The sequence below is a fragment of the Pseudomonas sp. SJZ103 genome, from assembly GCF_007828335.1.
Taxonomy (GTDB): Bacteria; Pseudomonadota; Gammaproteobacteria; order Pseudomonadales; family Pseudomonadaceae; genus Aquipseudomonas.
Genome location: NZ_VIUN01000001.1, coordinates 123,365 through 138,496, shown reverse-complemented (window position 1 = coordinate 138,496; position 15,132 = coordinate 123,365). Strand labels below are relative to the sequence as shown.

Below are 15,132 nucleotides of genomic sequence, written 5' to 3'. Positions count from 1 at the left end.
TTTCACGACCCGAAGCTTCGCACAACTCCAGAATGTTTCCATAGTGTCGGTAGGATATTTCTTAGGTGATACACATCACCACTGGTCCAGAACTGTGTCGGCTCAGGATCGCCGAGGGCCAGCAGATCGCGTTCGCCCAGCAAACGCTTGAGCTGCCGCGCGACGGCAGCGCCGGTGTCGATGAGGATGATGCTGGCGGGCAGCATCTGCGCCAGAAGCGGCTTGAGGAAGGGATAGTGGGTGCAGCCGAGGATGATGGTGTCGCAGCCGGCGCTGAGCAGCGGGTCGATATAGCCCTGCAACAACTGACGCAGGGTCGGGCTATCCAGATCACCGGTTTCAATCAGCTCCACCAGGCCCGGGCACGGCTGGGTGATCACCCGCACATCGGTGGCAAAACGGTCGAGCAACGCGGCGAACTTAGCGCTTTGCAGCGTACCGGTAGTGGCGAGCACCCCGACCACGCCACTGCGAGTGGCAGCAGCAGCGGGCTTGACTGCGGGCTCCATGCCCACCAGGGGCCAATCGGGGTAGTCCTGGCGCAAATCCGCGACGGCCGCAACGGTGGCGGTGTTGCAGGCGATCACAAAAGCCTTGGCACCCTGCTCGCGGAAAAATTCGGCAACCGACCGGGAGCGCTCAAGAATGAACGCCGGGGTTTTCTCACCGTAGGGGATATGTCCGCAATCGGCGACGTACAACAGTGACTCATGGGGCAGCAATTGCTGAATCTCATCCAGCACCGACAAGCCGCCGACGCCGGAATCGAACACACCGATCGGCGCATCCTTACCCATGTCGCGTCCCGCAGACACTGCAACCGGGATCACGCTTGACGCGCAATTCACGAAAGCGTGTGGTCAATGCGTCGATCAGCAGCAAGCGGCCCACCAGCGGCTCGCCGAAACCGGCCAGCAGTTTCAGCGCCTCCAGGGCTTGCAGGCTGCCGACCAGGCCGACCAGTGGGCCAACCACGCCCGCTTCGCTGCAGGTGAGTTCAGTGTCGCTGCCGTGCCCGTATAAACAGTGGTAGCACGGGCTGTCGGCCCGACGTGGATCGAATACTGACAGCTGCCCTTCAAGACGAATCGCCGCGCCGCTGATCAATGGCTTGCACGCCGCCACGCAGGCGGCATTGACCGCCTCGCGGGTGGAGAAGTTGTCGCTGCAATCGAGTACCACGTCCACGGCCGCCACGGCCGCCGCCAAGGTATCGGCATCCAGCGCGATGCGATGGGCGACCAATTTGATTTCGGGGTTGAGGGCGCTCAGGCGATGGATGGCCGAGTCGACCTTGGCCTGCCCGACGCTGTCGGTGTCATGGATGATCTGGCGTTGCAGGTTGGTGAGGTCGACGGTGTCGAAATCCGCCAGGTGCAATTCGCCGACGCCGGCGGCGGCCAGGTACATCGCCACCGGGGCGCCCAGGCCACCGAGGCCGACAATCAACGCACGGGCGTTTTTCAGGCGCAATTGGCCGTCGATGTCGACATGCTGCAACAGAATCTGTCGGCTGTAGCGCAACAGCTCCTGATCGGTCAGCACGGCCAGCGTCCCAGGGAGATGCGTTCGTGACCGCCAAGGTCGATACGGCTGTGCACCTGCTCGAAGCCTTGGCTCAGCAACAGGTCGCGCACCGCGGCGGCCTGGTCGTAACCGTGCTCCAGCAGCAGCCAGCCGGCGGCGTTCAGGTGGGCCGGGGCCTGGGCGGTGATCAGCCGCAGATCGTCCAAACCATCATGGCCCGCCACCAGGGCGCTGGCCGGTTCAAAACGCACATCGCCGGCCACCAGGTGCGGATCATTGTCGGCGATGTAGGGCGGGTTGCTGATGATCAGATCGTAAGTGTGGCCTGCCAGGGCGCTGAACCAATGGCTGTTGAGCACCGTGGCGTTATTAAGGTGCAGGCGCTGGCGATTGCGCTCGGCCAGGGCCACGGCTTCCAGCACGCGGTCGACGGCCGTGACGTGCCAGGCCGGGCGCTCGCTGGCCAGGGCCAGGGCGATGGCGCCGCTGCCGGTGCCCAGGTCGAGGACCTTGACGGGGGTGGCCGGTAACAATTCCAGGGCCGCTTCCACCAGCAGCTCGGTGTCCGGACGCGGGATCAGCGTGTGGGGCGCGACCTCCAGGTCCAGCTTCCAGAAACCTTGCTGACCGAGGATATAGGCCACTGGTTCACCGCCGCGGCGGCGTTGCAGGTAGCCGGCAAAGGTCAGGGCGTTTTCGCTGCTGACGATTTTTTCCGGCCAGGTGTGCAGGTAGCTGCGGGACTTGCCCAAGGCAGCCGCCAACAACAGTTCGGCATCCAGGCGCGCCGTGGGCGAGTCGGGCAAGTCAGCGGCGCGCAACAGGCTGGCGATAATGGTCATTTATTCACCTATCGCCGCCAGTTGATCGGCCTGGTATTCGGCGAGCAATGGCTCGATCACCGCATCCACGCCACCAGCGAGAATCTCGTCCAGCGAGTAAAGGGTGAGGTTGACCCGGTGGTCGGTGACCCGACCCTGGGCAAAGTTGTAGGTACGGATGCGCTCGGAGCGGTCGCCCGAGCCCACCAGCAATTTGCGCTCGCTGGCAATCGCGTTGGCGGCGGCGCTGGTCTGCTGGTCATTCAGCTTGGCCGATAGCCAGGACATGGCCCGCGCACGGTTCTTATGCTGGGAGCGCTCTTCCTGGCACTCCACCACGATGCCCGATGGCAAGTGGGTGATACGGATCGCCGAGTCCGTCTTGTTGACGTGCTGACCACCGGCGCCCGACGAGCGGTAGGTGTCGACCCGCAGGTCGGCTGGGTTGATCTCGATAGCTTCCTGCTCGTCCGGCTCAGGCAACACGGCCACGGTGCAGGCCGAGGTGTGGATACGGCCCTGAGATTCCGTCGCCGGAACCCGCTGCACGCGATGGGCTCCGGACTCGAACTTCAGCTTGCCATAGACGTTGTCGCCTTCGACCCGCGCAATGACTTCTTTATAGCCGCCGTGCTCGCCCTCGTTCTCGGACAGGATCTCGACCCGCCAGCCGCGACGCTCGGCATAACGCGAATACATGCGGAACAGGTCGCCGGAGAAAATCGCCGCTTCATCACCGCCGGTGCCGGCACGGATCTCGAGAAACACGTTGCGCCCGTCATTGGGGTCCTTGGGCAGCAGCATGCGTTGCAGGTCGCCTTCCAGCTCGGCCAACTTTTCCTTGGCTTCGCGGACTTCTTCCACGGCCATTTCACGCATGTCCGGGTCGCTGTCCTTGAGCAGTGCCTGGGCACCTTCGAGGTCGGCCTGCACTTTGGTGAGGTTTTTGTAAGTAGCCACAATGGGCTCAACTTCGGCGTATTCCTTGGAATAGGCGCGGAATTTGGTCTGATCGGAGATGACCTCGCCATCGCCGAGCAAGGCGGTCAGTTCTTCGAAACGGTCCTGGAGGACGTCCAGTTTATTGAGCAGTGACGCTTTCATTGCGATTTTTTATCCGAAGAGCTGGGCGCGCCCTCACCGAGGGCAAAGAGTTCCTGGGCCATGGCCAGCGCATCGAGGCGGCCTTCGGCAGTCAGTTTTTTTAATTGTACGCTGGGCGCATGCAGCAGCTTGTTGGTCAGGCCGCGGGCCAGTTGCATCAGCACCTCCTCGGCGCTGCCGCCGTTGGCGAGCAGGCGCTGGGCCTTGATCAACTCTTCATCACGCAGGCGTTCGCCCTGCTGACGATACGCCTTGAGCACGTCCACCGCTGCCAGTTCACGCAGGCGCACCATGAACTCTTCGGCGCCGATGCTGACCATCTCCTCAGCAGCCTGGGCAGCGCCCTGGCGACTCTTGAGGTTTTCGGCCACCACTTCATGCAGATCGTCGACGCTGTAGAGGTAAACGTCGTCCAACTCGCCGACTTCGGGCTCGATATCCCGCGGAACGGCGATATCGACCATGAAGATGGGCTTGTGCTTGCGCAGTTTCAGCGCGCTTTCAACCGCGCCCTTGCCGAGGATCGGTAGCTGGCTGGCGGTGGAGCTGATGACGATATCGCTGCGCACCAGTTCGGCCGGGATGTCCGACAGCAGCACCGCGTGGGCGCCGAACTGCTCGGCGAGGATGCTGGCGCGCTCCAGGGTACGGTTGGCGACCACGATGCGCTTCACGCCCAGGTCATGCAGGTGGCGGGCAACCAGGGTGATGGTCTCGCCGGCGCCGATCAACAGCGCCTGGCTGCGCTGCAAGTCGCTGAAGATCTGCTTGGCCAGACTGACGGCGGCAAACGCCACGGACACCGGGTTTTCACCGATGGCAGTATCGGTACGCACCTGCTTGGCGGAATTGAAAGTGGCCTGGAACAGACGGCCCAGCAGCGGACCGACGGTGCCGGCCTCGCGCGCCACGGCGTAGGCGGACTTCATCTGGCCCAGGATCTGCGGCTCGCCCAACACCAGCGAATCGAGACCGGATGCCACACGCATCATGTGACGAACTGCCGCATCGTCTTGGTGCACATAGGCGCTCGCGCGCAGGTCTTCGAGGCTTAAATGGTGATAATCGGCCAGCCAGCGCAGTACCACATCCGCTGAAAGATGTTCCTGCTCTATATAAAGCTCACTGCGATTGCAGGTCGAAAGGATCGCAGCTTCGCGGCTGTCGGTGAGACGGCAGAGCTGCTGCAAGGCCTCAACCAACTGCTCTGGCGTAAACGCCACGCGCTCGCGCACGTCTACGGAAGCAGTCTTGTGGTTAATACCGAGTGCGAGGAAGGCCATTCAATATCGCTGATGATGTCGGGAAGCCGACAATTGTCCTACTTCGAAAGATTCAGAACAACCACCGTCGTCTATTGTCCTAGTAGCTTATGCCTATAAAAAGGCCATCTGTAGGCGCAAGCCTGCTCGCGATGGTCGTGAACCATGACGCGGCCTCCTGATAAAACGCGTTGTCCTCAGGCTTATCGCGAGCCAGCTCGCTCCTACACGGTTATGTTTGACCGAAGGCTTGTGTCATGATGATCCGACCGCAGGTTAGTCGTCCTCTTCCTATATGAATAGATCCTCCGCGTTGCTCCTTGCTTTTGTCTTCCTCAGCGGCTGCCAGGCCATGGCACCCGTGTCGCCGGACGGTACACCGCCGGTGGAAGACAGCACCCCCGCCCCTGAAAAGCCCAAGGTTTATTCCTCGTTCAGTGAAGAAACGGTGTTCAGCCTGCTCAGTGCGGAACTGGCCGGCCAGCGCAATCGCTTCGATATTGCGCTGGATAATTATGTGACCCAGGCCATCAACACTCAGGATCCGGGGATTTCCGAGCGGGCGTTCCGTATTGCCGAGTACCTGGGGGCCGATCAGGCCGCACTGGATACCTCGCTGATCTGGGCAAAGAACGCGCCGGACGATCTGGAGGCACAACGGGCAGCGGCCATTCAACTGGCCCGCGCCGGGCGCTATGACGACTCCATGGTCTATATGGAGAAAGTCCTGCAGGGCAAGGGCGACACCCATTTCGACTTCCTCGCGCTGTCGGCTGCCGACACCGACCAGGACACCCGAAACGGCCTGATGAAGAGTTTCGACCGCCTGCTGCAAAAACACCCGAAGAACAGTCAACTGGTGTTCGGCAAGGCCCTGCTGCTGCAACAGGATGATGAAGCCGAAGCCGCATTGAAGCTGCTGGAACAGAACCCGCCGGAAGACGGCGAGATCGCGCCGATTCTGCTGCGCGCGCGCCTGCTGCAGAACCTCAACCGCGGCAAGGAAGCGATTCCACTGCTGGAAAAAAGCATCAAGAAATATCCGGACGACAAGCGCCTGCGCCTGACTTACGCGCGCACGCTGGTGGAGCAGGACCGAATGGAGGACGCCAAAGTGCAGTTCGCCAACCTGCTCCAGCAATACCCGGACGACGATGAACTGCGTTACTCCCTGGCGCTGGTGTGCCTGGAAGCGAAGGCCTGGGACGAGGCCAAGGGTTATCTGGAAGAGCTGATCGAGCGCGAAAGTCATGTCGACTCGGCGCACCTGAACCTGGGCCGCATCGCTGAAGAGCGCAACGACCCCCAGGCCGCCCTGCTTGAATACGCACAAGTCGGGCCAGGCAACGACTACCTGCCGGCCCAACTGCGCCAGGCCGACATCCTGATGAGCAACGGGCGTACCGATGAGGCAGAAAAACGCCTGGCTGCTGCACGGGATGCCGAACCGGACTACGCGATCCAGCTTTACCTGATCCAGGCGGAGACCTTGTCAGCCAATAATCAGGGCGAGCGCGCCTGGAAGGTGCTGCAACAAGCCTTGCTGCAATTCCCCGACGATTTAAACCTGCTGTACACCCGCGCCATGCAGGCGGAAAAACGCAATGACCTGGCGCAGATGGAAAAAGACCTGCGCCTGATCATCAAGCGTGACCCGGACAACGCCATGGCCCTCAATGCCCTGGGCTACACCTTGTCCGACCGCACCACGCGTTACGACGAAGCCAAGGTATTGATCGAACAAGCGCACAAGCTCAACCCGGAAGACCCGGCTGTACTCGACAGCCTGGGCTGGGTGAACTATCGCCTGGGCAACCTCGACGAAGCCGAACGCTTGCTGCGCCAGGCCCTGGAGCGCTTCCCCGATCAGGAAGTCGCTGCACACCTGGGCGAGGTGCTGTGGGCCAATGGCAAGCAGCGCGAAGCCCGCCAAATCTGGGAAAAATTCCTCAAGGAACAACCCGAAAGCCCCATCCTGCGCGGCACCATCAAGCGCCTGACCGGATCCGAGACCCTTTAAGCTTATGTTCTTGCGCCACGTTATCGTTTTCAGCTTCATTGCCCTGCTCGCCGGTTGCGCGGGCTTCGGTGCCCGCGAATCCGTTGAGGGCCAGGGCAACCCGGCGCAATGGAAGCAGCACAAGGATCAGCTCGCCAGCATCGACGGCTGGCAGATCGAAGGCAAAGTCGGGGTTCGCGCACCGAAAGACTCCGGCAGCGGTACCTTGTTCTGGCTGCAACGCCAGGACTACTACGACATTCGCTTGTCCGGCCCCTTGGGGCGTGGCGCTGCTCGCCTGACGGGTCGCCCAGGACAAGTCAGCCTCGAAGTCGCCAATCAGGGTCGCTATGAGGCCACATCGCCCGAAGCGCTGCTGGAAGAACAGATTGGCTGGAAACTGCCGGTCTCACATCTGGTGTGGTGGGTCCGCGGCTTGCCTGCGCCGGACAGCAAGAGCCGCCTGAGCCTTAACGGTGACAGCCGCCTGGCCACCCTGGAACAAGATGGCTGGCAGGTCGAGTACCTCAGCTACGTGGAACAGGGCGGTTATTGGTTGCCAGAGCGTATCAAGCTGCATGGCACCGACCTGGACGTCACGCTGGTGATCAAGGACTGGCAACCGCGCAAGCTGGGGCAATAACGTGGCCGTAGAAAGACTGACCCTGCCCTCGCCGGCCAAACTCAATCTGATGCTGCACATTCTCGGTCGCCGTGAAGACGGCTATCACGAGTTGCAGACGCTGTTTCAATTTCTCGACTACGGCGATGAGCTCACCTTCGCCCTGCGCGACGATGGCGTGATCCAGTTGCACACTGAATTCGAAGGCGTGCCCCACGACAGCAATCTGATCGTGAGAGCCGCCAAAAAACTCCAGGAGCAGTCCGGCTGTTCCCAGGGCATCGATATCTGGATCGATAAAATTTTGCCCATGGGTGGCGGAATCGGTGGTGGCAGCTCGAATGCCGCGACCACACTGCTGGGACTGAACCACTTGTGGCAACTGGGCTGGGACCATGATCGCCTGGCTGCGCTGGGCCTCACGCTGGGCGCCGACGTCCCGGTTTTCGTGCGTGGACACGCCGCTTTTGCTGAGGGTGTGGGGGAAAAACTCACCCCGGAATACCCCGAAGAGCCGTGGTATGTCGTGCTTGTCCCGCAAGTATCTGTAAGTACAGCAGAAATTTTTTCAGATCCGCTGTTGACACGTAACTCTCCTCCCATTAAAGTGCGCCCCGTTCCCAAGGGAAACAGTCGAAATGACTGCTTACCGGTTGTAGCAAGGCGTTATCCAGAGGTACGTAACGCTTTGAATTTGTTAGGTAATTTTACCGAAGCAAAATTAACCGGAACTGGAAGTTGTGTGTTTGGGGGCTTCCCAAGCAAAGCTGAAGCTGATAAAGTCTCGGCCCTTCTTACAGAGACCCTTACAGGGTTTGTAGCAAAGGGAAGCAACGTTTCGATGTTGCATCGCAAGCTGCAAAGTCTGCTCTAAAAGGAATCGAGTACTGGGTACTCGTTGCAACAGATACAGGGGCGTCGCCAAGCGGTAAGGCAGCAGGTTTTGATCCTGCCATGCGTTGGTTCGAATCCAGCCGCCCCTGCCATTTTCTAATACTCATCCAGGTTACCCTCAGCCTCTAGGTACTGCGCGTGTCCAAGATGATGGTCTTTACGGGGAACGCCAACCCCGATCTGGCTCGACGTGTCGTACGTCAGCTGCATATCCCTCTCGGTGACATCTCTGTCGGTAAATTCTCCGACGGCGAAATTACAGCCGAGATCAATGAAAACGTCCGCGGTAAAGACGTCTTCATTATCCAGCCGACCTGCGCTCCGACCAACGATAACCTGATGGAACTCGTCGTGATGGCTGATGCCTTCCGCCGCTCCTCAGCGACTCGAATCACAGCTGTAATCCCTTACTTTGGTTATGCACGTCAGGATCGCCGTCCGCGTTCCGCACGTGTGGCTATCAGCGCGAAAGTCGTTGCTGACATGCTCACCGTGGTAGGCATCGACCGTGTGCTCACGGTTGACCTGCACGCTGACCAAATCCAGGGGTTCTTCGATATTCCGGTAGATAACATCTACGGCTCCCCCGTATTGGTGGATGACATCGAAGACCAGCGCTTTGAAAACCTGATGATTGTGTCCCCGGACATTGGTGGCGTCGTGCGTGCACGGGCTGTTGCCAAATCCCTGGGCGTGGACCTCGGGATCATCGACAAACGCCGCGAGAAAGCCAATCACTCTGAAGTGATGCATATCATCGGTGATGTCGAAGGGCGTACCTGTATTCTGGTTGATGACATGGTCGACACCGCCGGCACCCTGTGCCACGCGGCCAAAGCCTTGAAAGAGCACGGTGCAGCTAAAGTCTTCGCCTACTGCACACACCCTGTGCTGTCGGGCCGAGCGATCGAGAACATCGAGAACTCCGTGCTGGACGAACTGGTGGTGACTAACACCATCCCGTTGTCCGCCGCTGCTCAAGCCTGTGCGCGTATCCGTCAACTGGATATCGCGCCGGTAGTTGCCGAAGCGGTTCGCCGCATCAGCAACGAAGAATCGATCAGCGCGATGTTCCGCTAAGGGTCAAACCTTCGGAACACCTCACTGACGAAAAGCGCCCCGCCCCAGCATACTGTTGGGGCGGGGCTTTTTTGCCCATATCGCCTTTAGCGCTGGTCGCAAACGCTGGGGCGAATGTGGTTATTTTGGAGATACAACATGAACGATTTTACTCTGAATGCTGAAGTGCGTTCCGACCTGGGGAAAGGTGCGAGCCGCCGCCTGCGTCGTCTCGCAAGCCTGGTTCCAGCTGTAGTTTACGGTGGCGACAAAGCCCCTGAATCCATCAGCATGCTGGCTAAAGAAGTTGCCAAACTGCTCGAAAACGATGCGGCCTACAGCCACATCATCGAGCTGAACGTTGGTGGCAAAAAGCAGAACGTCATCATCAAGGCCCTGCAACGTCACCCAGCTAAAGGCCACGTGCTGCACGCTGACTTCGTACGCGTCGTAGCGGGTCAGAAACTGACCGCTATCGTACCTGTGCACTTCGTGGGTGAAGAAGCTCCGGTCAAGAAAGGCGGCGAAGTCTCGCACGTTGTTGCTGAAATCGAAGTGACCTGCCTGCCGAAAGACCTGCCTGAGTTCATCGAAGTCGACCTGTCGGCTCTGGAAATCGGCGACATCATTCACCTGTCCGACCTCAAGGCCCCTAAAGGCGTTGAGTTCGTTGCACTGGCTCACGGTGATGACAAAGCTGTTGCAAACGTACACGCTCCACGCGTTGCTCCAGAAGCTGAAGAAGGCGCTGCAGAGTAATTCACTCTGTATTGCCGGAGCTTGAGGAAACATCGCGGACCGAAACGTAGCGAGAAAGCGGGCGATAACGCGAAGTTTATCTCTGGATAAGTTAGCTCCTGTCGTCCACTTTCGCCGCACTCAGGTCAGGCGATGTTATCCACAACTCCAAAGGAAGGGCCCCTGTCGTGACTGCCATTAAACTGATCGTTGGCCTGGGAAATCCAGGCGCCGAATACGAACAGACCCGGCATAACGCGGGGGCCCTTTTTGTTGAGCGCATCGCCCACGCCCAAGGTGTAAACCTGGTGGCCGATCGCAAATATTTTGGCCTGACCGGGCGCTTCTCGCACCTGGGTCAGGATATTCGTCTGTTGATTCCCACCACCTACATGAACCGCAGCGGCCAGGCTGTCGCGGCGCTTGCGGGCTTCTTCCGGATCAAACCCGAGGAAATCCTGGTGGCCCATGACGAACTGGACCTGCCACCCGGTGTTGCCAAGCTCAAGCAAGGCGGCGGGCATGGCGGGCACAATGGCCTGCGCGACATCATCGCGCAGTTGGGCAATCAGAATAATTTTTACCGCCTGCGGCTCGGCATAGGCCACCCAGGCGTCGCCAGTATGGTTTCAAATTTCGTCCTGGGTCGTGCGCCACGCGCCGAACAGGAAAAACTCGATGCCAGCATCGACTTTGCCCTCGGCGTGCTGCCGGATATCTTCGCCGGTGAATGGAACCGCGCGATGAAAAACCTGCACAGCCAGAAGGCCTGACTTTTTTCCGAGGGGAAACACCATGGGATTCAATTGCGGCATCGTCGGCCTGCCCAACGTCGGCAAATCCACCTTGTTCAACGCTTTGACCAAGTCCGGTATTGCGGCGGAGAACTTCCCCTTCTGCACCATCGAACCCAACAGCGGCATCGTGCCGATGCCCGATCCGCGCCTGGAAGCACTGGCGGCCATCGTCAATCCCAAGCGCATCCTGCCGACCACCATGGAGTTCGTCGACATCGCAGGCCTGGTAGCCGGCGCGTCGAAAGGTGAAGGCCTGGGCAACAAGTTCCTGGCCAACATCCGTGAAACCGATGCCATCGCCCACGTGGTCCGCTGCTTTGAAGACGAGAACGTGATTCACGTCTCCAACAGCGTCGACCCGAAACGCGACATCGAGATCATCGACCTTGAACTGATCTTCGCCGACCTCGACAGCTGCGAGAAGCAACTGCAGAAAGTCGCACGCAACGCCAAAGGCGGCGACAAGGACGCTGTGGTCCAGAAAGGCCTGCTGGAACAGTTGATCGCGCACTTCACCCTGGGCAAGCCGGCACGCAGCCTGATGAAGACCATGGGCGCTGACGAGAAGGCCGTGGTCAAGGGCTTCCATCTGCTGACCACCAAGCCTGTGATGTACATCGCCAACGTCGCTGAAGATGGCTTCGAGAACAACCCTTTGCTCGACGTGGTCAAGGCCATCGCCGACGAAGAAGGCGCCATCGTGGTGCCGGTGTGCAACAAGATCGAAGCGGAAATCGCCGAGCTGGATGACGGCGAAGAGAAAGACATGTTCCTTGAGGCCCTGGGCCTGGAAGAACCTGGCCTGAACCGCGTGATCCGCGCCGGCTACGAAATGCTCAACCTGCAGACCTACTTCACCGCCGGTGTCGAAGAAGTCCGCGCCTGGACCGTAAAAGTCGGCGCCACTGCGCCACAGGCTGCCGGTGTGATCCACACCGACTTTGAAAAAGGCTTTATCCGCGCTGAAGTGATCGCCTACAACGACTTTATCCAGTTCAAGGGTGAGGCCGGTGCTAAGGAAGCCGGTAAATGGCGTTTGGAAGGTAAGGAATATATCGTCAAGGATGGCGACGTGATGCACTTCCGCTTTAACGTGTAAACGTCACTCTTAATACACCAATAAAAAAGCCGATGCATTGCATCGGCTTTTTTGTGGGCACGTATTTAATTTTATATAGCCTTCATATCCGAATATTAAATACTTTCAGACTTATCCTATTTGACTTGCTTATTCCTCGCACCCACCAAGAACAGTGCGACTTCATCGCTACAACAGAAAGACACTTTCCTACAGCAATTGCCCGTCGCCCCCCTTTAAGAATGAATGACAGCCCCTATAATCTACGCCACTGGTCATCGCGAGCATAACGTCCTTTTAACAATGAATTAATAGCAGGAAGGGAACATCTTTCAATGTCGACAACCTTCAACATGGAAAATGAAACGGCATTTTCACTCATTGAAGGCCCAGATATTGAAAACACACTAAACAACACGGCTACCCTCAACATTGACATTTTGTTACTGGGGGAAACCGGTACAGGCAAAGATACGCTAGCACAACGGATTCATCTTCTATCGGGACGGAGAGGTAATTTTGTTCCCGTGAACTGTGCAGCCATCCCGGAAAGCCTCGCGGAAAGCCAATTGTTCGGCGTCAACAGCGGCGCCTATACCGGGGCGATGCAATCCAGGGCCGGCTTCGTAGAGGCTGCCCACCTGGGCACGCTTTACCTTGATGAGATCGACAGCATGCCATTGAACCTGCAGGCCAAGCTGCTACGCGTGCTGGAATCACGCGGCGTGGAGCGCCTGGGTTCGACCCGCTTCATCCCTGTGGACATGCGCGTCATTGCGTCTGCCCAGCACTCGCTGCACCAGATGGTCGAACACGGCACCTTCAGGCGTGACCTGTATTTTCGCCTGAACGTCGTGAATATTCAGCTCCCGGCACTGCGGGAGCGACGCGAGCGCATCATTCCGCTGTTCCTGGAAATGATCCGGCAAGAAGCAAACCACTTCAAATGCACTGCCCCGCACCCTTCTGAGGGGCTACTGCAACAACTGCTATGCCACACCTGGCTCGGCAACGTGCGTGAACTACGGTCAACGGCCAAACGGTTCGTGTTGAATTTGCCACCGTTTTCTACTCCCATGAGCAGCGAACAAGAAGTTCAAGCAAGCCTCAAGGAGCGCTTGCAGCAAATTGAAAAAGCGCTAATTGAAGAGTCGTTGTTCCGGCACCAACACTGTGTAGACAATGTAGCGGTTGAGCTTAAGGTAACCAAGCGGACTTTATACTATAGGATGAAACAGCTAGCGATATCGCTGAGGTAATCAGGTTGGCTTGAAGGTGCATTTTCTCTAGAAACATTTGCCCCCCCTGGGTACACCTCGAGAAATTCAGCAACTCCATGCCTTAACAAAAATATCATACCGACATTCATGCCAGCAACACATTTAGAAATATCTAATTTACTCATGACATGGAACGCCACCGACCTACAAGCCACATATCTAACGCCAAGATCATTTGTGAGAAAAAATGACCTTTTCCACATTTTTGATCGACAGCAAAAAACAAACTTGAAAATTAATGTTCTGGAGTTTTTCTCATGGCTATATCCGGTCTCTCCCCAACAAGTCTATATCCTCAACAGCAAAACTACGGCGCCTTACCGAGCTCGGGATCGGGATCTAACTCCACCGCAGACGCTCTTGACGGCCTTGACAGAGAGAATAAAATTGAAACTGCCTTGAAGCAAATTGATAAGAAAAAATTTAACGACCTCCTTCAAGTTGCCAAAACTTAATAGTTTCTACCTCTCGGGCATATCAGCCCGAGAGGCCCCGCCTCGACCCCAAACCGTAGTGAGCGCTCACTATTCTTTGTAAATTTTTCTGCGGCGCTTTATATAATAGGTATGTTATGCAAATAAGAGAACTTGTTGACTTAGAGAAAAAGCTAGATCTCGGCACTACTAACACCAAACGAGATCAGTCAACCTGCCATAGCGACTCTTGTTTCTTCACATCATTGCTCGAAGAGCATACAAAGATAAACGCATCTAATACCAGGCCTTCTCTAGCCCCCGGGATTGCTGAGGCTATCAATCCGTTATACACCTCTAAAATGCGAATGGCAAAACTGCTTAAATCAACTAACAAGCAGCTGGACATGACTAAATTCCGGGAATTCCCTGGAGTGCTGGCGAATATACAAACAACCTCCCAACTGCTAGTAAAATGCCTTGCCAAGACGACACAAAGCATTGACAAAGTTTCTAACTTGCAATAATCAACATGAATAACTTATTGCCTTTCGTATTACTCCTGGCAACTATACTTATGCTGAACGGTTGCGGTGAGCGGGTCGAGCTCCATAGCAAGCTCTCTGAGCAAGAGGCCAATGAGGTCATAGCAGAACTTGCAGATAAACACATTCGCGCGAAAAAAGTCCCTAGCAAAGATGGTGTCATTGTGACGGTCAACGCAAACGACATCGGGCGCGCCGTACGTACCTTGGAAGCCGCGGGTCTGCCACGAGCGGCCAGGACGACACTGGGCGAAACATTTCGCAAGGAAGGCGTTATCTCCACGCCGCTCGAAGAGCGAGCGCGCTACATCTATGCCTTGTCCCAAGGACTTGAGGCCACGCTGTCCAACATTGACGGAGTCATCGTTGCCCGAGTCCACGTGGTACTGCCTGAACGCATCGCACCCGGTGAACCGGTCCAGCCCGCATCTGCTTCTGTGTTTATAAAACACGACCCACGCCTGGATCCCGACAACATCCGCGCACGTGTTCGCAGGATGGTGGCAGGCAGCATCCCAGGCATGGCCACGGCAATCGACAACCCTCAAAAACTCAGCGTGATATTCGTTCCAGCGACTGCTTATCAGGAGCAGCAACGCCTAGTGTATTTTGGCCCCTTCCTGGTGCCCGGCGAGGATCTAGGTTTTTGGCGTAGCACATTAATCACCGCTCTGCTTGGCGTGGTGGTAACTGTTGTTGCCACGCTATTTATGCACCGTCGGCGTCAGCGATTTCTGCACGCGTCGTCAGTAATGAACGATTCTGCCGGACCTGCGAATGATGCCTAAGATCGAATACCCACTGAGTGAGCACCTGGCATGGGTTCAGTGGTGGGCATGCCCTTGGCAAAACGCCCATGAAGACTGGAAGGAGGGTCAGCACGCTACGTTTGATACCCTTTATCAGGGCAAACAGCCGGTAGGGGGCGTATTCATGGGTGTGAAAGCCTGTTTACCCCCTGCGACAAACCCCACCGTGCTGCGCTTGGCCCTT

14 protein-coding genes and 1 tRNA gene are annotated in these 15,132 nt (G+C 57.7%); 10 read left to right on the top strand and 5 right to left on the bottom strand.

Features of this window, described 5'->3' with window-relative positions; all coding sequences use genetic code 11:
- Positions 1-2: 2 nt before the first annotated feature.
- From murI to hemA, 5 genes are read right to left on the bottom strand one after another with little or no spacing between them, the layout of a single operon-like run.
- Positions 3-797, bottom strand: a complete 795-nt coding sequence (murI, locus tag FBY10_RS00775; RefSeq protein WP_145335441.1) for a glutamate racemase — start codon at positions 795-797, stop codon at positions 3-5.
- Entirely contained in the window at positions 790-1,545 is a 756-nt protein-coding gene (locus FBY10_RS00770) for a molybdopterin-synthase adenylyltransferase MoeB (protein ID WP_145335443.1), read from the bottom strand. Before FBY10_RS00770 ends, murI begins: the two co-directional genes overlap by 8 nt.
- Positions 1,539-2,369: a peptide chain release factor N(5)-glutamine methyltransferase gene (prmC, locus tag FBY10_RS00765; protein WP_131698525.1), complete on the bottom strand. Its 831-nt coding sequence runs from the start codon at positions 2,367-2,369 to the stop codon at positions 1,539-1,541. The genes FBY10_RS00770 and prmC overlap by 7 nt, the downstream gene beginning before the upstream one ends.
- Positions 2,370-3,452 carry a peptide chain release factor 1 gene (gene prfA / locus FBY10_RS00760; RefSeq protein WP_027606884.1) on the bottom strand — a complete coding sequence of 361 codons (1,083 nt, stop codon included), beginning with the start codon at positions 3,450-3,452 and terminating at the stop codon, positions 2,370-2,372.
- A complete protein-coding gene (hemA, locus tag FBY10_RS00755; protein WP_145335445.1) occupies positions 3,449-4,735 on the bottom strand; it encodes a glutamyl-tRNA reductase in 1,287 nt (428 codons plus the stop codon). Before hemA ends, prfA begins: the two co-directional genes overlap by 4 nt.
- A gap of 274 nt (positions 4,736-5,009) precedes the next feature.
- On the opposite strand from hemA, the gene FBY10_RS00750 reads away from it, so the two are divergent.
- From FBY10_RS00750 to sctJ, 10 genes are all read left to right on the top strand, one after another.
- Complete coding sequence (locus FBY10_RS00750) at positions 5,010-6,734, top strand: tetratricopeptide repeat protein (protein ID WP_145335447.1); 1,725 nt, start codon at positions 5,010-5,012, stop codon at positions 6,732-6,734.
- 4 nt (positions 6,735-6,738) lie between these two features.
- The gene (gene lolB / locus FBY10_RS00745) at positions 6,739-7,356 is read left to right on the top strand and encodes a lipoprotein insertase outer membrane protein LolB (protein WP_131698528.1); all 618 of its coding nucleotides are present in this window, start codon (positions 6,739-6,741) and stop codon (positions 7,354-7,356) included.
- A gap of 49 nt (positions 7,357-7,405) precedes the next feature.
- On the top strand, positions 7,406-8,209 hold the full coding sequence (gene ispE, locus FBY10_RS00740) for a 4-(cytidine 5'-diphospho)-2-C-methyl-D-erythritol kinase (RefSeq protein WP_256663403.1): 804 nt from the start codon (positions 7,406-7,408) through the stop codon (positions 8,207-8,209).
- Between the two features lie 37 nt (positions 8,210-8,246).
- Positions 8,247-8,321, top strand: a tRNA-Gln gene (locus FBY10_RS00735).
- 46 nt (positions 8,322-8,367) lie between these two features.
- The gene (locus tag FBY10_RS00730) at positions 8,368-9,309 is read left to right on the top strand and encodes a ribose-phosphate pyrophosphokinase (RefSeq protein WP_003171603.1); all 942 of its coding nucleotides are present in this window, start codon (positions 8,368-8,370) and stop codon (positions 9,307-9,309) included.
- Between the two features lie 138 nt (positions 9,310-9,447).
- On the top strand, positions 9,448-10,047 hold the full coding sequence (locus FBY10_RS00725) for a 50S ribosomal protein L25/general stress protein Ctc (protein ID WP_131698529.1): 600 nt from the start codon (positions 9,448-9,450) through the stop codon (positions 10,045-10,047).
- 167 nt (positions 10,048-10,214) lie between these two features.
- Positions 10,215-10,799 (top strand): aminoacyl-tRNA hydrolase, encoded by a 585-nt coding sequence (gene pth / locus FBY10_RS00720; RefSeq protein ID WP_131698530.1) that lies wholly within the window; start codon positions 10,215-10,217, stop codon positions 10,797-10,799.
- A 22-nt stretch (positions 10,800-10,821) separates the two neighbouring features.
- Positions 10,822-11,922, top strand: a complete 1,101-nt coding sequence (ychF, locus tag FBY10_RS00715; protein ID WP_065924046.1) for a redox-regulated ATPase YchF — start codon at positions 10,822-10,824, stop codon at positions 11,920-11,922.
- A gap of 314 nt (positions 11,923-12,236) precedes the next feature.
- Positions 12,237-13,160 (top strand): sigma 54-interacting transcriptional regulator, encoded by a 924-nt coding sequence (locus FBY10_RS00710; RefSeq protein WP_131700406.1) that lies wholly within the window; start codon positions 12,237-12,239, stop codon positions 13,158-13,160.
- A gap of 966 nt (positions 13,161-14,126) precedes the next feature.
- Positions 14,127-14,927, top strand: coding sequence for a type III secretion system inner membrane ring lipoprotein SctJ (gene sctJ / locus FBY10_RS00705; RefSeq protein ID WP_122309105.1), 801 nt, complete (start codon positions 14,127-14,129; stop codon positions 14,925-14,927).
- The last annotated feature ends 205 nt before the right edge of the window (positions 14,928-15,132 follow it).